General features: G+C 73.3%; 16 protein-coding genes. 12 read left to right on the plus strand and 4 right to left on the minus strand.

From position 1 onward, the window contains the following. Positions 1-63: 63 nt before the first annotated feature. Both PVK37_RS13960 and PVK37_RS13965 read right to left on the minus strand, forming a co-directional pair. The gene (locus PVK37_RS13960) at positions 64-513 is read right to left on the minus strand and encodes a MarR family winged helix-turn-helix transcriptional regulator (RefSeq protein WP_275034363.1); all 450 of its coding nucleotides are present in this window, start codon (positions 511-513) and stop codon (positions 64-66) included. A 75-nt stretch (positions 514-588) separates the two neighbouring features. Next, a complete protein-coding gene (locus PVK37_RS13965) occupies positions 589-2,298 on the minus strand; it encodes an alkaline phosphatase D family protein (RefSeq protein WP_275034365.1) in 1,710 nt (569 codons plus the stop codon). Positions 2,299-2,446: 148 nt separating this feature from the next. Between PVK37_RS13965 and ftsY the strand changes: the two genes are divergently transcribed. From ftsY to PVK37_RS14005, 8 genes are all read left to right on the plus strand, one after another. Continuing rightward, the gene (gene ftsY, locus PVK37_RS13970; RefSeq protein ID WP_275034366.1) at positions 2,447-3,631 is read left to right on the plus strand and encodes a signal recognition particle-docking protein FtsY; all 1,185 of its coding nucleotides are present in this window, start codon (positions 2,447-2,449) and stop codon (positions 3,629-3,631) included. 6 nt (positions 3,632-3,637) lie between these two features. Next, on the plus strand, positions 3,638-4,501 hold the full coding sequence (locus tag PVK37_RS13975; protein ID WP_275034368.1) for an aminoglycoside phosphotransferase family protein: 864 nt from the start codon (positions 3,638-3,640) through the stop codon (positions 4,499-4,501). Positions 4,502-4,662: 161 nt separating this feature from the next. Continuing rightward, positions 4,663-6,024 carry an ammonium transporter gene (locus PVK37_RS13980; protein ID WP_275034370.1) on the plus strand — a complete coding sequence of 454 codons (1,362 nt, stop codon included), beginning with the start codon at positions 4,663-4,665 and terminating at the stop codon, positions 6,022-6,024. Between the two features lie 25 nt (positions 6,025-6,049). Then, on the plus strand, positions 6,050-6,388 hold the full coding sequence (locus PVK37_RS13985; RefSeq protein WP_341483446.1) for a P-II family nitrogen regulator: 339 nt from the start codon (positions 6,050-6,052) through the stop codon (positions 6,386-6,388). A 13-nt stretch (positions 6,389-6,401) separates the two neighbouring features. Beyond that, complete coding sequence (locus tag PVK37_RS13990; protein WP_275034373.1) at positions 6,402-8,711, plus strand: [protein-PII] uridylyltransferase; 2,310 nt, start codon at positions 6,402-6,404, stop codon at positions 8,709-8,711. Between the two features lie 174 nt (positions 8,712-8,885). Then, on the plus strand, positions 8,886-10,448 hold the full coding sequence (gene ffh, locus PVK37_RS13995) for a signal recognition particle protein (RefSeq protein ID WP_275034374.1): 1,563 nt from the start codon (positions 8,886-8,888) through the stop codon (positions 10,446-10,448). Between the two features lie 72 nt (positions 10,449-10,520). Then, complete coding sequence (locus PVK37_RS14000; protein WP_275034377.1) at positions 10,521-11,099, plus strand: Uma2 family endonuclease; 579 nt, start codon at positions 10,521-10,523, stop codon at positions 11,097-11,099. Positions 11,100-11,218: 119 nt separating this feature from the next. Then, positions 11,219-12,298 (plus strand): amidohydrolase family protein, encoded by a 1,080-nt coding sequence (locus tag PVK37_RS14005; protein ID WP_275034378.1) that lies wholly within the window; start codon positions 11,219-11,221, stop codon positions 12,296-12,298. A gap of 55 nt (positions 12,299-12,353) precedes the next feature. On the opposite strand, the gene PVK37_RS14010 is transcribed toward PVK37_RS14005, so the two are convergent. Together PVK37_RS14010 and PVK37_RS14015 are read right to left on the minus strand one after the other, a co-directional pair. Beyond that, entirely contained in the window at positions 12,354-12,944 is a 591-nt protein-coding gene (locus tag PVK37_RS14010; protein ID WP_275034380.1) for a TetR/AcrR family transcriptional regulator, read from the minus strand. A gap of 11 nt (positions 12,945-12,955) precedes the next feature. Then, a complete protein-coding gene (locus tag PVK37_RS14015; RefSeq protein ID WP_275034382.1) occupies positions 12,956-13,996 on the minus strand; it encodes a hypothetical protein in 1,041 nt (346 codons plus the stop codon). 65 nt (positions 13,997-14,061) lie between these two features. Here PVK37_RS14015 and proS point away from each other — a divergent pair, with 65 nt between their 5' ends. The 4 genes from proS to PVK37_RS14035 all read left to right on the plus strand — a co-directional run bounded on the left by proS (position 14,062) and on the right by PVK37_RS14035 (position 17,085). After that, complete coding sequence (gene proS / locus PVK37_RS14020; protein WP_275034384.1) at positions 14,062-15,468, plus strand: proline--tRNA ligase; 1,407 nt, start codon at positions 14,062-14,064, stop codon at positions 15,466-15,468. A gap of 58 nt (positions 15,469-15,526) precedes the next feature. Continuing rightward, a complete protein-coding gene (locus PVK37_RS14025) occupies positions 15,527-16,177 on the plus strand; it encodes a ribonuclease FAU-1 family protein (protein ID WP_275034386.1) in 651 nt (216 codons plus the stop codon). Positions 16,178-16,400: 223 nt separating this feature from the next. Beyond that, the gene (gene rpsP, locus PVK37_RS14030) at positions 16,401-16,850 is read left to right on the plus strand and encodes a 30S ribosomal protein S16 (RefSeq protein ID WP_275034388.1); all 450 of its coding nucleotides are present in this window, start codon (positions 16,401-16,403) and stop codon (positions 16,848-16,850) included. Next, complete coding sequence (locus PVK37_RS14035; protein ID WP_275035108.1) at positions 16,825-17,085, plus strand: RNA-binding protein; 261 nt, start codon at positions 16,825-16,827, stop codon at positions 17,083-17,085. Before rpsP ends, PVK37_RS14035 begins: the two co-directional genes overlap by 26 nt.

A 17,085-nucleotide genomic window follows, 5' to 3' on the forward strand; every position in this document is an offset into this window, starting at 1 on the left:
CAACTTCTGCGCTGGCGTCCCTGTTCCCGCCGTGGCCCAGGTCTCAGCCCGGCGGGGCGGGGCTCACCGCTCGGGCGTCCAGTTCTCGTTGAAGTGGTGCAGCAGCCGGGCGAACTCCGCCAGGTCGTCGGCCGACCAGCCGGCCAGGGACTGCTGCAACTCCTCCACCCGGCTGCCCCGGGCCGCGTCGAACCGGCGCTGCCCCTCCACGGTCAGGCTGAGCCGGGCGGCCCGCCGGTCCTCCGGATCCGGCTCGCGACGCACCAGGCCCAGCTCCTCCAGCCCCCGGATCTGCCGACTGAGCGTGCCCTTGCCGACCCCCAGCCGGACGGACAGGTCGGTCAGCCGGACCGCGCCGCTGCGCCGCAGCCAGAGCAGCAGCCCGTACGTGTTGGGCTCCAGGTGCGGGTGGACCTCCCGGACGACCCCCCAGGAGACCGCCCGGCCCCGGCGCAGCAGCGCGGTCAGCTCGTGTTCGACCGTCCGCAGCAGCTCGGGCAACTGGTTGTCCACGGCACCGAGCCTACGGGGCCCCGCCCAGTGCCGGGGTCGACGTCCCAGGCCGAGCCGGGGACCTCGACACGGGTCCTAGCCGCCGGCCGTCAGCCGCTGCTGCGCCACCGTGCGTAGCTGGCCGTCACCGGTGGTGCCCTCGATGGTCACCTCGGCGGCCCGGCCCCGGTGCAGCAGCGTGCCCACCGCGTTGCCGAAGTACGGGCCGGCCAGCTTCTTCCAGCGCACCGCCGACCGGCGCACCCCGGCCGACCGGGACAGCGCCCGGACCGCCGCCGACGGCCCGGCCGACCAGCCCAGCCGCATCAGCGGGCGCATCCCGGCCGGCACCTGGTTGTGGATCGGCGAGCAGGTCAACTGGTGCACCGGGGTCGCCATGCCCGCACCGAACCGGGCCCGGGCCACGTACGAGTGGTGCACGTCCCCGCCCAGCACGCTGATCGACGCCGGTGGCGCGTACGCCGGGCCGGCCCCCACCCGGTCACCGGGCGCGCCGGGCGTCCCCGACCCGATCCGGGCGAACAGCGCCCCGAGCGCCTCGAAGGAGCGCTGGAAGGCGGCCCAGTGTTCCAGGTCCAGCGCCCGGCGCAACTGCTCCGAGACCTTCGCCACCCAGGGGCGGCGGGACGCGGCGAGCTTCTCGTTCCACGCCTCGACGTGGTGGATGCCCGGCGGCAGCAGCCACGGCAGCGACGACCCGACCACCAGGTGGTCGTACACGCCGTGGGCCTGGTCGACGAACCAGGACCACTCGCCGGGCGGCAGCATCGCCCGCAGGCCCGGCTCCAGCACCCGGCTGCACCGGTTGTCCAGCATGACCAGCCGGGTGCGGCCGATGTCCAGCGCGTAGCTCCACTGGTACTGCACGGTGCGCCAGCGTTCGGTGTCGTGCGCCAGGTCGGACTCCTGGTCGACCCGGTGCCCGAACTCCTTGAGGATCCCGGTGGCGTCCCCGGCGGCGGTGACCTTGGCGTAGACCGGGTCGGCGGCGATCTCGTCCGGGTCCAGGTTGCCCAGGTGCTGGTAGACCCAGTAGGAGGCGAGCCCGCTGCCGATCCGCTCCGCCCACCAGGGCTGCTCGCGCATGTCCGCCCGCCAGGCGGCGGAGGTGTTCCAGTCGTCGATGATCTCGTGGTCGTCGAAGATCATCACGCTCGGCACGGTGGCGAGCAGCCAGCGGATCTCCGGATCCCGCCACGACTCCAGGTACAGCTTGGTGTACTCGTCGAAGCTCACCACCTGGTCCGCCGGGGCGCCCTTCGGCCGCCGCCGACGTCGACGCAGCAGCCGCCGCACGGTGGGCGAGGTCACGTCGGCGTAGACCTGGTCACCCAGCAGCACCAGCAGGTCGGGCCGGTCCGCGTCGTCCGGGTCGGCCATCAACCGCCGGGCGTACGCGTCGAGGGCGTCCGGGGGCAGCTTGCGGGTGGTGGCGTGCTGGGTGGTCTCCCGGCAGGAGCCGAAGACCAGGCGTACCGGCTGGTCGTGGTCGTCGGCCGCGCGGGTCCGGATCACGCTCGGCGGGTACGGGTCGCGCGGCTCCGGCCAGGCCACCTCGTCGTCGACCAGCACCTCGTACGTGGTGCTGCTGTCCGGGGTGAGCCCGTCCACCACCACCAGCGCGTAGTGGTGGTCGTACGCGGAGAAGGTGGACGCGCTGCCGGCGGCCCCGTCGGCGGTGCGGACCCGGACCACGGCCGGGGCGCTGGTCTCCACCCAGACGGTGGCCCGCGTGCCGACGACCCGTCGCAGCAACGGACCGATGAGCAGGCGGGGGCTGGGCATGGAGACCTCCGAGGCGAGAGCGGCTCACCATTTCTACCCTGTCGGCGCACCCGCCACCCACCGGACGATACCGGCGAAGTCGCAGCTCCACCGGCCATCGGGCGCGGTGGCTGAGCCGACCGCGCCGGCATCTGACAGGATTTCGTCCATGGCGGATTACCTCGTAGTCGCACTGGTCCTGCTCGGTGTGCTGCTCCTGTCGGTGGTGGGGCTGGTGGTGCCCAAGCTGCGCAAGCGGCCGGAGCCCCCGCTGCCCCGGACGCAGGCACCGACCCGGGTCGAGGAGCGCCCGACCGCCCCGCCGGCCGAGACGTCCGGTGCGGTGGTGGTGGAGCCGCCGGTGGTCGAGGTGCCGCCGGTGGTGGAGGCGCCCCCGCTGGAGGTCCCCGAGCCGACCGCCGGCCGGCTGGTCCGGCTGCGCTCCCGGCTGTCCCGTTCGCAGAACGCCTTCGGCAAGGGGCTGCTCGGCCTGCTCAGCCGGGACCGGCTGGACGAGGACGCCTGGGAGGAGATCGAGGACAGCCTGATCACCGCCGACGTCGGCATCGACGCCACCCGGGAGATCGTCGACCGGCTGCGGGAGCGGACCCGGGTGCTCGGCACCCGGGACACCACCGAACTGCGCGCGCTGCTCGCCGCCGAGCTGGTCAACGCGCTCGACCCGACGCTGGACCGGTCGCTGCGGACCGCCCCGAAGGAGGGCGCGCCGGCGGTGCTGCTGGTGGTCGGGGTGAACGGCGCGGGCAAGACCACCACCTGCGGCAAGATCGCCCGGGTGCTGGTGGCCGACGGGCGCAGCGTGCTGCTCGGCGCGGCGGACACCTTCCGGGCCGCCGCCGCCGACCAGTTGGAGACCTGGGGCGGCCGGGTCGGCGCGGAGACCGTCCGGGGCCCGGAGGCGGCCGACCCGGCCAGCGTGGCGTTCGACGCGGTCAAGCGGGGCATCGAGACCGGGGTGGACACCGTCCTGATCGACACCGCCGGCCGGTTGCAGAACAAGATCGGTCTGATGGACGAGCTGGGCAAGGTCAAGCGGGTGGTGGAGAAGCACGGCCCGATCGACGAGACGCTGCTGATCCTGGACGCCACCACCGGCCAGAACGGCCTGGAGCAGGCCCGGGTCTTCACCGAGGTGGTCAACGTGACCGGCGTGGTGCTCACCAAGCTGGACGGCACGGCCAAGGGCGGCATCGTCATCGCCGTGCAGCGCAAACTCGGCATTCCGGTCAAACTGGTCGGGTTGGGTGAGGGCAAGGACGACCTGGCCCCGTTCGACCCGGCCCAGTTCGTCGACGCGCTGCTCGGCACCGAGCCGCTCGCCCGGGACGCGTAACCTCGGGTGACCACTGACGACCGCGTCCACGCCGGCTGGCGTGACCAGCGCCATCCGGCACCGGGCCTGGGGAGACCGCACGTGACCGCACAGGAGATCCCGCTGCACGGCGGGAACGTCAGCACCGTCGTCAAGGTCGGCGACACGGTCCGCCGCAACGCCGGGCCGTGGACCCCGGCGGTACACGGCCTGCTGCGCCACCTGGAGTACGTCGGCTTCACCGGCGCGCCCCGGGCGTACGGCATGGACGAGCGGAACCGGGAGATCCTCTCGTACATGGAGGGGGAGTGCGGGGAGTACCCGCTCGCCCCGCACTGGGTCACCGACGAGGCGCTGGTCACCGTGGCGACCATGCTGCGGATGTTCCACGACGCCCAGTACGGCTTCGTCCCGCCACCCGGGGCGGTCTGGCGTTCGTTCGGCCCGCCCCCGCCGGACACCGAGGTGATCTGCCACCACGACGCCGCCCCGCACAACGTGATCTGGCGACCGGACGGCACCCTCGGGCTGATCGACTTCGACCTGGCCTCGCCCGGCGCGCGGATCTACGACGTGGCGTACGCGGCGTGGACCTGGGTGCCGATCTTCTCCGACCGGGACTCCTACACCCTCGGCTGGAAGCGGCCGGACCGGCCCCGTCGGCTGCGCCTGTTCGCCGACGCGTACGGGCTGATCCCCCGGGACCGGCACCGGCTGATCCGGACCATCCGCAAGCGGATCGTCGACCACGTCGAGGGCATCCGGCGGATGGCCGCCGCCGGCGACCCGGCGTTCGTCCGGATCGTGCACAAGGGGCATCTCCGGCGTCCGATGCGCGATCTGCGGCTGCTCGACTACGAACGGCACACCCTGGAATGGGCGCTGCGGTAAGTGCGCGTTTCTTCACACGTTCGAAACAACTCGTGACGGACCGGAAACCGGGCCGGGACCGAAGGCGAAACAGCCGGGGCGGAACCTTTCGCGCAACCGGCGTACGGGCGACGCTGCCCCGGAAGCCGCGAAGGAGGGAACCTCACCTTTAGGAGGCCAGCGTGCCTGAAGCACCGACGATCGATACCGGCAACACCGCGTGGTTGCTGATATCGAGCGCGATCGTGCTGCTCATGACGCCGGGTCTGGCGCTGTTCTACGGCGGTCTGAACCGGTCCAAGGGCGTGCTCAACATGATCATGATGAGTTTCTCCGCCATGGGGCTCATCAGCATTCTGTGGTTGTTCTACGGCTTCAGCCTCGCCTTCGGTGAGGACAAGGCCAGCGTGATCGGCGACGTCGGTCAGTACCTCGGCACCAAGACCTTCATGGCCGAGACCGACCTGTGGGGCGAGACCGGCATCCCGCTCTACGTGTTCATGGCCTTCCAGATGATGTTCGCGATCATCACCGTCGCGCTGATCAGCGGCGCGATCTCCGACCGGGCCAAGTTCTCCGGCTGGCTGATCTTCGCCGGGGCGTGGGCCACCCTGGTCTACTTCCCGGTCGCCCACTGGGTGTGGGGTGGCGGCTTCATCGGCGCCAAGCTCGGCGCGCTGGACTTCGCCGGTGGTACGGCGGTGCACATCAACGCCGGTGCCGCCGCGCTGGCCCTGGTGCTGGTGCTCGGCAAGCGACTCGGCTGGCCCAAGGAGGCCATGAAGCCGCACAACGTGCCGATGGTCGCCCTGGGCACCGGTCTGCTGTGGTTCGGTTGGTTCGGATTCAACGCCGGTTCCGAGCTGACCGCCGACTCGACCACCGCCATCGCGTTCCTCAACACCCAGGTCTGCACCGCCGCCGCGGTGCTCGGCTGGCTCGTCGTGGAGAAGGTCCGCGACGGTAGGCCGACCCTGGTCGGCGCGTCCTCCGGGGCCATCGCCGGTCTGGTCGCCATCACCCCGGCCTGTGCCTTCGTCGCCCCCTGGGCGGCGGTCCTGCTCGGCCTGGTCGCCGGTGCGGTCTGCGCCCTCGCCGTCGGCCTGAAGTACAAGCTCGGCTACGACGACTCGCTCGACGTGGTCGGCGTGCACTTCGTCGGCGGCTGGATCGGCTGCCTCTGGATCGGCCTCTTCGGCACCAGCTCGGTCAGCTCGCTCGTCGCCGACGAGGGCCTGTTCTACGGTGGCGGGGTCGCCCAGCTCGGCGTCCAGGCGCTCAGCGCCCTGATCGTCACGGTCTACTCCTTCGCGGTGGCCTTCGTGCTCGGCTTCGTGATCGAGAAGACCATCGGCTTCCGGGTCTCCAAGGAGGCCGAGGTCGACGGCATCGACATCGCCGAGCACGCGGAGAGCGGCTACGACCTGTCGCCGTCCACGGGCAGCGCCGGTGGGGCCTTCGCGATGGCCGGCATCGGCGGGACCGCACCGGCAGCGAAGCCGGCGGAGCCCACCACCCCGGTCAGCGAAAAGGTCGCCGGTTAACGTCTACGCGATGGAAGGGTTGGACATGAAGCTGGTGACCGCGGTCATCAAGCCGTACCAGCTGGACGCGGTGAAGGAGGCCCTGCACGCCCTCGGCGTGGCCGGCCTGACCGTCAGCGAGGTCCAGGGGTACGGCCGGCAGAAGGGGCACACCGAGGTCTACCGGGGTGCCGAGTACACGGTCGAGTTCCTGCCCAAGATCCGGGTCGAGGTGCTCACCGACGAGATCGACGTCGAGAAGGTCGTGGACGCCGTCGTCGGCGCCGCCCGGACCGGCAAGATCGGCGACGGCAAGGTCTGGGTGACCGCCGTCGAGGACGTGGTCCGGGTGCGTACCGGCGAACGCGGCCTCGACGCCCTCTGACCGGCGTACCGTCATGACCCCGTCGACCACGGAGAACGCGTCCGGAACCCCCGGACCCGACACCCCCGTGGTCGACGGGGTCGACGGCGTGGGGGAGGCGGCCCGCCGCGAACGGGCCGACCGGTACGACCGCTGGCTGTCCACCCTGCTGCCGGACCGGGACGGGGTGGCCCTGGTCGCCGTCGGCGGGCTCGGCCGACGGCAGTGCGCCCCGCACGGCGACCTGGACCTGGTCCTCGTGCACACCGGGGTACCCGGCATCGACGAACTGGCCGCCGGCATCTGGTACCCGGTCTGGGACGCCCGGCTCCGGCTGGACCACTCGGTGCGTACCGTCGGCGAGGCGCTCTCGGTGGCCCTCGACGACGTCAAGGTGTCCCTCGGCCTGCTCGACGCCCGGCACGTCGCCGGGGACCGACGGGTCGCCGACGAACTGGTCCGCACCGCCGCCGACCAGTGGCGACGCACCGCCGTCCGGCAGCTCCCCGCGCTGCGGGAGACCACCGAGAGCCGCTGGCAGGCCCACGGCGACCTGGCCTTCCTGCTGGAGGGCGACCTGAAGGAGGCCGCCGGCGGGCTGCGCGACGTGGGCATCCTGCGGGCCATCGCCACCGCCGGGCTCACCGACGCGCTGCGCCCCGCCGTCCGGGCCGCGCACCTGCGCCTGCTGGACACCCGGGACGCCCTGCACCAGCAGGTCGGCCGGCGGGTCGACCGGCTCCTCGCCCAGGAACGCGACGGCGTGGCCCGGCTGCTCGGACTGCGCCAGCCCCCGTCCGCCGGGCCCGACACCGGCGGCCACGACGGGGACGTCCTGCTCCGCCGGGTCGCCGGGGACGCCCGCACCGTCAGCCACGCCCTCGACGACGCCTGGCGGGCCGCGGACCGGCTGCGCGGCCGCCGCCGCGGCGGCGACCACCGGCCGGTCCGCCGCCCGGTCGCCCGGGACGTCGTCGAACACGACGGCGAGCTGGTGCTCGCCCGGACCGCCATCGGGGCCCGCCCCGACCCGGCGCTGTCGCTGCGGGTCGCCGCCGCGGCGGCCGTCACCCGGCTGCCGATCGCCCGCGCCACCTGCGAGTGGCTCGCCGCGTACTGCCCGCCGCTGCCGTCGCCGTGGCCGTCCGAGGCCCGCGCCGCGCTGGTCACCCTGCTCGGCGCCGGTCCCGGCCTGATCCCCGCCTGGGAGACCTGCGACCGGTACGGGCTGGTCGACGGCTGGCTGCCCGTGTGGCCCCGGCTGCGCAGCCTCCCCCAGCACAACCCGGTGCACCGGTGGACCGTCGACCGGCACCTGGTGCAGGCCGCCGCCGAGGCCAGCCGGTACGCCCGCGAGGTCGACCGCCCCGACCTGCTGCTGATCGGCGCGTTCCTGCACGACGTCGGCAAGGGGCTGCCCGGCGTCCCCGGCGGCCCGACCGACCACAGCACGCTGGGCGCGCCGGTCGCCGAGGCGGTGGCGACCCGGATCGGCCTGCCACCCGCCGAGGCGGCCCTGATCGGCACGCTGGTCCGGCTGCACCTGCTGCTGCCCGACGTGGCCACCCGCCGCGACCTGGGTGACCCGGTGACCATCACCCGGGTCGCCGAGGCGGTCGGTGACCCGACCACCCTCGACCTGCTGTACGCCCTGGTCCGGGCGGACGCGGCGGCCACCGGCCCGGCCGCCTGGTCGGACTGGAAGGGTCGGCTGGTCGCCGACCTGGTCACCCGGGTCCGTACCGCCCTGGACACCGGCGTGCTGCCCGCCCCGCCCGCCCCGGACCCGGCGCTGCTGGCCGAACCGCTGCCGGTGGTGCACCTCGACGGGGAACGGGTGGCGGTGGCCGCGGCGGACCGGCGCGGCCTGCTCGCCACGGTGGCCGGCTGCCTGGCCCTGCACCGGCTGGAGGTGCTCACCGCAGACGCCTCCATCCACGACGGGCGGGCCCTGGTGGAGTGCCGGGTGCAGCCCCGCTACGGGCTGGCCCCCGACCCGGTGGCGCTCGCCGCCGACCTGCGGCGCGCCCTGGTCGGCGACGTGTCGGTCACCCAGCGGCTGCGCGGGCGCGCCCTCGCCGCCCGGGCGACCGGCGCGGCCCCCCGGGTGGTCTGGCACCGGGACGCCGCCACCGACGCCGTGCTGCTGGAGTTGCGGGCCGCCGACGCCGCCGGGCTGCTCTACCGGGTGACCAGCGCGCTCGACGCGGCCGGGGTCGAGGTGCGGGCGGCCCGGATCTCCACCCTCGGTGGAGACGTGGTGGACGCCTTCTACCTGGTCGGCGGCTGGCCGGACGACGCCGAACGGGCCCGCCTGGAAGCCGCCGTCCTGGCCGCCGTGTGAGGCCCGGGGCAGGGCGGCGGCCGGTGTGCCTGGTGCCGGAAGCGGCCCGGGTGATCTCCGGACGCCGGCCCGGGCCGGAGCGCGGGCGCGGGCGGCGGGCTACCCTAGCGGTGCCGGCTGGCGTCCGTCCGGCCGGGTTGTGCCCGCCGTACCACCGACCAACGGGATGTTCGCGTGTTTGACACCTTGAGTGACCGCCTCTCCGGGATCTTCACCAAGCTCCGCGGCAAGGGCCGGCTCACCGACGCCGACATCGACGCCACCGCGCGCGAGATCCGGCTCGCGCTGCTGGAGGCGGATGTCGCCCTGCCGGTGGTCAAGGGCTTCATCGCCAACGTCAAGGAGCGGGCGCGCGGCGCGGAGGTCTCCCAGGCGCTCAACCCGGCCCAGCAGATCGTCAAGATCGTCAACGAGGAGCTGGTGAACGTCCTCGGTGGCGAGAGCCGACGGCTCCAGTTCGCCAAGCAGCCACCGACGGTGATCATGCTGGCCGGTCTCCAGGGCTCCGGCAAGACCACCCTGGCCGGCAAGCTGGCCCGCTGGCTCAAGACCCAGGGTCACCAGCCGCTGCTGGTCGCCGCCGACCTCCAGCGCCCCAACGCCGTCGGGCAGCTCCAGGTGCTCGGTGGCCGGGCCGGTGTCGAGGTGTACGCCCCGGAGCCCGGCAACGGCACCGGCGACCCGGTGCAGGTGGCGCGGGCCTCGATCGAGCACGCCCGGCGGGCCGCCCGGGACATCGTCATCGTCGACACCGCCGGTCGGCTCGGTATCGACGCCGAGATGATGCGGCAGGCCGCCGACATCCGGGACGCGGTCCAGCCCGACGAGGTCATCTTCGTCATCGACGCGATGGTCGGCCAGGACGCGGTCCGCACCGCCGAGGCGTTCCGGGACGGCGTCGGTATCACCGGCGTGGTGCTGTCGAAGCTCGACGGCGACGCCCGGGGTGGTGCCGCGCTGAGCGTCCGGGAGGTCACCGGGCAGCCGATCCTGTTCGCGTCCACCGGCGAGAAGCTGGAGGACTTCGACGTCTTCCATCCCGACCGGATGGCCAGCCGGATCCTCGGCATGGGCGACGTCCTCACTCTGATCGAGCAGGCCGAGCAGGCCTTCGACGCCGATCAGAAGGAGAAGATGACCGCCAAGCTGATGGGCGGCGAGCAGTTCACCCTGGAGGACTTCCTCGACCAGCTCATCGCGGTCCGTCGGATGGGTCCGATCGCCAACGTGCTGGCCATGATGCCCGGCATGGGGCAGATGAAGGACCAGATCGCCGAGCTGGACGACAAGCACTTCGACCGGGTCACCGCGATCATCCGGTCGATGACCCCGGGCGAGCGGACCAACCCGAAGATCATCAACGGGTCCCGGCGGGCGCGCATCGCCAACGGTTCCGGGGTCACCGTGATGGACGTCAACCAGCTGCTCAACCGCTTCGCCGACGCGCAGAAGATGATGAAGCAGATGGGCGGCATGATGGGCCTGCCCGGTGGCGGCCGGCGCAAGGCGACCAAGAGCCCGAAGAACAAGCGCAAGGGCACCAAGGGCGGCAACCGGCCGCGTACCGGAGCGGGCGCCGGGGCCGGAATGGCCGGTGGTTTCCCCGGCGGCATGCCGCAGCTCCCGCCGGGCCTGGACCCGAACGACCTGGCCGGCGGCCAGGGCCTGCCCCCGGGCTTCAAGCTGCCGAAGATCGACTTCAACAAGTTCGGCAAGGGCGGCGGCAAGCCGGGCTGACCCGGCGTGTCGACAGCGTAGGGTGACGGGATGAACTCTTGCGGTGATGGGGTTCCCTGGAAGGAGAACCCCATGACTGCGGCGCCGATCCTGCCGGAGCGCTCGGAGTGGACGGTCGACGACCTCGACGACCTGCCGAAGGACCTTCCGTACGAGTTGGTCAACGGAAGGTTGATCGTGCCGTCCCCCACGCCCCTGCACCAGTTCATCTGCGCCCGGGTGATGTTCGCTCTGGAACAGCACTGCCCGGACGACTACTTCGTCAGCATCGATCAGTCCCTCTCGGTGGACCGACGGAACGAGCCGCGCCCTGACGTGGTTGCGGTCCGCGTCGAACACGCGAACCGGTCACCGGTGCCGGTCGAGGCTGCCGTCCTCGCCGTTGAGGTGGCCTCCCCGGATTCCACCTTCCGGGACCGCTACGACAAGGCTCGGCTCTACGCCGCCGCTGGCGTACCCAGCTACCGGGTGATCGACCCGCTGCGCGAGAAGGTCACGCTGACCGAACTTCTCCTCAGCCCCAAGGGGGGCTACGAGCCGAGTGTCGAGACCGATGGTCTGATCACCATCGACCGGCCCTGGAAGACGACCATGGACCTGCCGGCGTGGACCGCGCGGCGGCGGTCGGTGCTGGAGCGCGCCGGCACCTGACCGACGTACGACCTGGGGCCCGGCCGGTCACGGCCGGGCCCCACACCGTTGCCCCCTCCGATCGGCCGAGGTCCGGGCGGGAAGAATGATCCCGACGGTCCCGGCGAGACGGAGGACGAATGGCCTGGCACGTACGTGGCGTGGTGCTCCCCGACGACGAGGTGCGCGACCTGTGGCTGGTCGGGGACCGGGTGACCTTCGACCCGGTGCCCGGCGCGGAGACCATCGCCGCCGACGGGTACGTCCTGCCCGGTCTGGTCGACGCGCACTGCCATCTGGGTATCGCCCGGGGCGGGGCCCCGGTCGGCTCGCTGGAGCAGGCCCGGCAGCTCGCCATCGTGGACCGCGACGCCGGGGTGCTCGCCATCCGGGACGCCGGTTCGCCGTACCCGTACCCGGAACTCGACGACGACCCGGACGTGCCGCGCCTGGCCCGCGCCGGCCGGCACATCGCCCCGCCGCGCCGCTACCTGCGCGACATCGGGGTGGAGGTGCCGGCCACCGAGGTCGCGGCCACCGTCGCCGCCCAGGCCCGCGCCGGCAACGGCTGGGTCAAGCTGGTCGGCGACTGGATCGACCGGGGCGTCGGGGACCTCGCCCCGGCCTGGGACGCCGCCACCATGACCGCCGCGGTCGAGGCCGCGCACGCCGCCGGGGTACGCGCCGCCGTGCACACCTTCTCCGAGGAGGCGGTGGCGGTCATGGTGCGGGCCGGGGTGGACTCGGTCGAGCACGGCACCGGGCTGAGCCTGGACCTGGTGGACGAGATGGCCCGGCGGGGCACCGCCCTGGTCCCCACCATGATCAACATTCAGACCTTCGGCGGCATCGCCGAGCAGGCCCGACCGAAGTTCCCCGGGTACGCCGACCACATGCTCGCCCTGCGCGACGGCTTCCCCGAGGTGGTCCGCGCCGCCCACCAGGCCGGCGTGCCGATCTACGTCGGCACCGACGCCGGCGGCGGGATCGACCACGGGCTCGCCGCCGAGGAGATGCTGCTGCTGCACGAACGGGCCGGCATGTCCGCCGAGGACACCCTCGCCGCCGCCTCCTGGCGGGCCCGTGCCTGGCTCGGCTTCGGTGGCCTCACCGAAGGCGGCCCCGCCGACCTGGTCGTCTACCCCGAGGACCCGCGTCGCGACCTGCGCGTCGTCCGCGCCCCCAGCCGCATCGTCCTGCGCGGCCGGGTGATCCGGTAGGCGCGGGAGGACCTGCGGCGGGGCCGGATGGTCCGGCGGGCCCGAGTCCGACGGGTCAGCGGGCCGACGAGAGGAGCCGGACCGCCAGCTCCGCCAGGGCGTGGGCGGTGCGTTCGGGAGACGCCGACGGCAGCACGATGTGGCTGACCACCAGCCGCACCACCGCGTCCGCGGCGAAGGCCAGCGCCGCCGGGTCGGCGTCGGGCAGCCGACCGGCCGCCCACTCCCGTACCGCACCGGCGGCCTCGGCGAGCACCAGCTCCGCACGGGTGGTCAGGTACGGCAGCAACTCGTCCGAGCCGCCCCGGGGACCGGACAGGATCGCCTTGATCAGCGGGTTGTCGGCCGCCTCGGTGAGGGTGTGCGCGATCGCCGCGTACGCCCCGGCCGGTACGTCGTCGTCGTGCCGGCGCAGCACCGCGCGGACCGCGCCGACGAACCGGTCGACCTCGCGCCGGGCGAGCGCCTCGGCCAGCCCCGCCCGGCTGCCGAACTCGTTGTAGACGGTCTGCCGGCTCACGCCCGCCGCCCTGGCCACGCCACCCATCCGGACGCTGTCCCAGCCCACGGCGACGGTCTGCGCGCGGGCGGCGTCCACGATCACGTCCCGCAGCCGCTGCCGCGCGGTGTCCCGGATCTCGGCCATCCGCTCGAAGTCTACGGTCGGCGCCGCCCGCCGTCCCCGGTGCGACGCCGCTGTCCCGTACCCGGTGCGTGGGCGGGACGCCGCCGGTGGCCGCCCGCGTGCCGGCGGGTCAGCCCCCGCCAGCGGGCCATCAGCACGGTGGCGTCGTCGGAGAGCACGTCGTTCTGATGGTCGAGGATGGCGTGCATCAGCCGGCGGGTCGTCTCCGGCGCGGGCAGGCCGTCGGTGAGCTCGGCCAGGATCGCGGTGGTCATCCCGGTCCGGTCGTGCGACCGGACCGCGTCGTCGATGTGGTGGTACGTCCCCACCAGCGACAACCCGAGCCGGCGCGCGTTGCGGTACGCGGCCAGCGCGATCGCGGCGAGCACCGCGGCCCGCAGGCCACCCTGCGTACCGTGCCCCACCGCGTCGAACAGCGCCCGGTGGGCCAGGTCGCCGTTGACCGCGTAGTCGAAGGCGTCCCCGCCCACGTCGTAACACGGCTCCAGCAGTCCGCTGATCACCAGCCGTTCGGTGGCGAAGGTCAACGGCGGCAACTGGGCCCGCAGCAGCTCGGCGGGGAGCCGCATCGGTGCCCGTCGCCGGATCAGCTCCAGCGCGTCGCCGTACTGGTCGCGGGAGACCAGCAACTCGGCCAGCAGGGTGGCGAACACGGCCAACCCGTCACGGTGCGCCCCGTCGAAGGGGCCGTCCCCGACCAGCTCCAGCACACCGAGCCGTTCGGTACCGTCGAGCAGCGGCAGCCACAGCGACCTGCCCTCCGACCCGGCGACCTCGTGGCTGGTCAGGACGCTGAACGACCGCCCGGCCATGGTGCCGGTGATCGGCACCGGCGGGCGGGACGGGGTGAGTCGGCCGGGCACCGGAACCAGCCACCGCTGCCGGTGGTCGACGAGGTAGATCACGGCGGCCCGGACGTCCACCAGCGGAGCCACCCGCATCACCAGGTCGGGCAGATCCTCCGGTCGGGCGTGGTGCGACTCACGCAGCAGGTGCCGCAGTGCCTGGGAAGCTCCACCGCACCCATGGTGGCAGAACGGCCGCCGACCCACCCGGCGACGGGACCGGCCCTGACCGGTCGCCGGCCCCGCCACCGGGGCGCATAGGATGTCCGGTCATGGCACGCGTGCTCACTCCCCGTGCGGAGGACTTCCCCCGCTGGTACCAGGACCTCATCGCCAAGGCGAAGCTCGCCGACAACGGGCCGGTGCGGGGCACCATGGTCATCCGACCGGCCGGCTACGCCATCTGGGAACGGATGCAGGCCGAGATGGACGCCCGGATCAAGGACGCCGGGGCGGAGAACGCGTACTTCCCGCTGTTCATCCCGGAGAGCTACCTCAAGCGGGAGGCCGAGCACGTCGAGGGCTTCTCGCCCGAGCTGGCGGTGGTCACCCACGGTGGCGGCAAGCAGCTCGCCGAGCCGGTCGTGGTCCGCCCCACCAGCGAGACGGTGATCGGCGAGTTCATGGCGAAGTGGGTCGACTCGTACCGGGACCTGCCGTTGCTGCTCAACCAGTGGGCCAACGTGGTCCGGTGGGAGCTGCGCCCCCGGATCTTCCTGCGCACCAGCGAGTTCCTCTGGCAGGAGGGGCACACCGCGCACGCCACCCGGGACGACGCCCGCGCCTACGCCCGCAAGATCCTGCACGAGGCGTACGAGGACCTGATGGTGAACGTGCTGGCCATCCCGGTGCAGGTGGGGCTGAAGACGGCCCGGGAGCGGTTCGCCGGGGCGACCGCCACCTACACCTGCGAGGGCATGATGGGCGACGGCAAGGCCCTCCAGCTCGGCACCAGCCACGAGCTGGGACAGAACTTCGCCAAGGCGTTCGACATCACCTACTCCTCCGCCGAGGGCGGCCGGGAGCACGCCTGGACGACCTCCTGGGGTACCTCGACCCGGATGCTCGGCGGCCTGATCATGTGCCACGGCGACGACAACGGGCTGCGCGTGCCGCCGAAGCTCGCGCCGATCCAGGCGTACGTGATGGTGGTCAAGGACGGCGAGGGCGTCGGCGCGGCGGCGGCCAAGCTCCGCGACGCGCTGCGCGACGCCGGGGTGCGGGTGGCGCTCGACGACCGGGTCGACACCCCGTTCGGCCGCCGGGCCGTCGACGCCGAGCTGCGCGGCTACCCGGTACGCGTCGAGGTCGGCCCCCGTGACCTGGCCGCCGGCAACGCGGTGCTGGTCCGGCGTACCGACGGCTCGAAGACCCCGACCCCGGTGGCCGACGTGGTGGGCGCGGTGCTGGCCGCCCTCGACGCGGACCAGAAGGCCCTGCACGACGAGGCGCTGGCCCACCGCGAGTCCCGCACGGTCGAGGTGACCACCCTGGCCGAGGCGATCGAGGCCGCCGCCACCGGCTGGGCCCGGGTGCCGTGGTCGGCGGTGGGCGTGGCCGGTGAGGCCGAGGCGAACGGCCAGGGCGTCACCGTGCGCTGCCTGCTCCGCGCCGACGGCTCCGTGCCCGACACCGAGGACGAGCCGGACCTGGTCGCCGTCCTCGCCCGCGCCTACTGAGCTGGCGGTATCCGGTGCCGGCCGGTACGGATCCCGGCGGACGCGGGGGTGATGTGTGGTGAGGTTCGAGCCGGGACGGCTGATCGTGCACCGGAACGTGCGGCGTGGGCGGATCGGCTGGGTCCGTCCGGCCCGGGTGGTCAGCGACGACGAGCGGGGCCTGCTGATCTGGATCGCCCGCGGCACCCCGGTGGCCGCCGAGATCCACGCCGACGGTCGGGGCATGCGGGCGATGCCGTTCGCCGAGTGGGTGACCGCGCCGTCGTACGGGCTGGGGGTCGGCCGGTGGAGCGGTCCGTCGCTGCTGAAGTTCCTGCCCACCGGGGCGGCCCACTCGGTCTGGTGGTTCTCCGACGAGCAGGGGCGCTTCGCCAACTGGTACGTCAACCTGGAGGAGCCCGGCGTCCGGTGGGACGACGGCACGCTGGCCGGGGTGGACGTGGTGGACCAGGACCTCGACGTGGTGGTCCGGCCGGACCGGTCCTGGCAGTGGAAGGACGAGGACGAGTTCACCGAGCGGCTGGCCTTCCCGGAGCACTACTGGGTGGCCGACGAGGCGGCGGTGCGGGCCGAGGGGAAGCGGGTGATCGCCCTCGCCGAGGCGGGGGAGTTCCCGTTCGACGGCACCTGGTGCGACTTCACCCCGCCGGCGGACTGGACGGCACCGCCGGCCCTGCCGCCGGGCTGGGACCGCCCACCGGTCCGCTGACCCGCGCGTCCGGGCCCGACCCGTTCCGACCCGGTGTGCAGGGGCGGCGGGAGGTCTGGCACAATAGCTGGCTGGTATCCGGCACGTGTCCGGCGCCCTCTAACCCGGGCACGATGCCAGTCCACCGAGCAGTCCCCGGCCCAAACCCCACTGTGCCGGTCGGCTCTCACCCGCCGCACCGCCCGTTCGGGCCGGTGAGAATCGCAACAGGAGCGAAAACACTGTGGCCGTAAAGATCCGGCTCCTGCGGATGGGCAAGATCCGCAACCCGCAGTACCGCATCGTCGTCGCCGACTCCCGCACCAAGCGGGACGGCCGGGCGATCGAGTTCGTCGGGATCTACCAGCCGAAGGAGGACCCTTCGGTGATCGAGGTCAAGTCGGAGCGGGTCCAGTACTGGCTGTCCGTCGGCGCGCAGCCGAGCGAGGCGGTGCAGCGACTGCTGGAGCTGACCGGTGACTGGCAGAAGTTCAAGGGCCTGCCGGCCCCGCCGCCGCTGAAGGTCGCCGCCGAGCGGGCCGACCGCCAGGCGGCGTACGAGGCCGAGGCGAAGGCCGCCGCCGGCCTGACCGACGCCCCCGCCAAGCCGGCGAAGAAGGCCGAGAAGGCGGACAAGGCCGAGGCGCCGAAGACCGAGGAGCCGGCTGCTGCCGACGCCGGCGGGCAGGGCTGACGTGGCACTCCGTCCGGCCCTGGAGCACCTGGTCAAGGGCATCGTCGACCACCCGGACGACGTGCGCGTCCGGCTGGTCGACTCCCGTCGGGGCAAGCGGCTCGAGGTCCGCGTGCACCCGGAGGATCTGGGCACGGTGATCGGGCGGTCCGGCCGGACCGCCAAGGCGCTGCGCCAGGTGGTCGGCTCCATCGGCGGACGCGGGGTACGCGTCGACATCGTCGACTCGTACTGA

It is taken from the genome of Micromonospora cathayae, assembly GCF_028993575.1.
GTDB classification, from domain to species: Bacteria; Actinomycetota; Actinomycetes; order Mycobacteriales; family Micromonosporaceae; genus Micromonospora; species Micromonospora cathayae.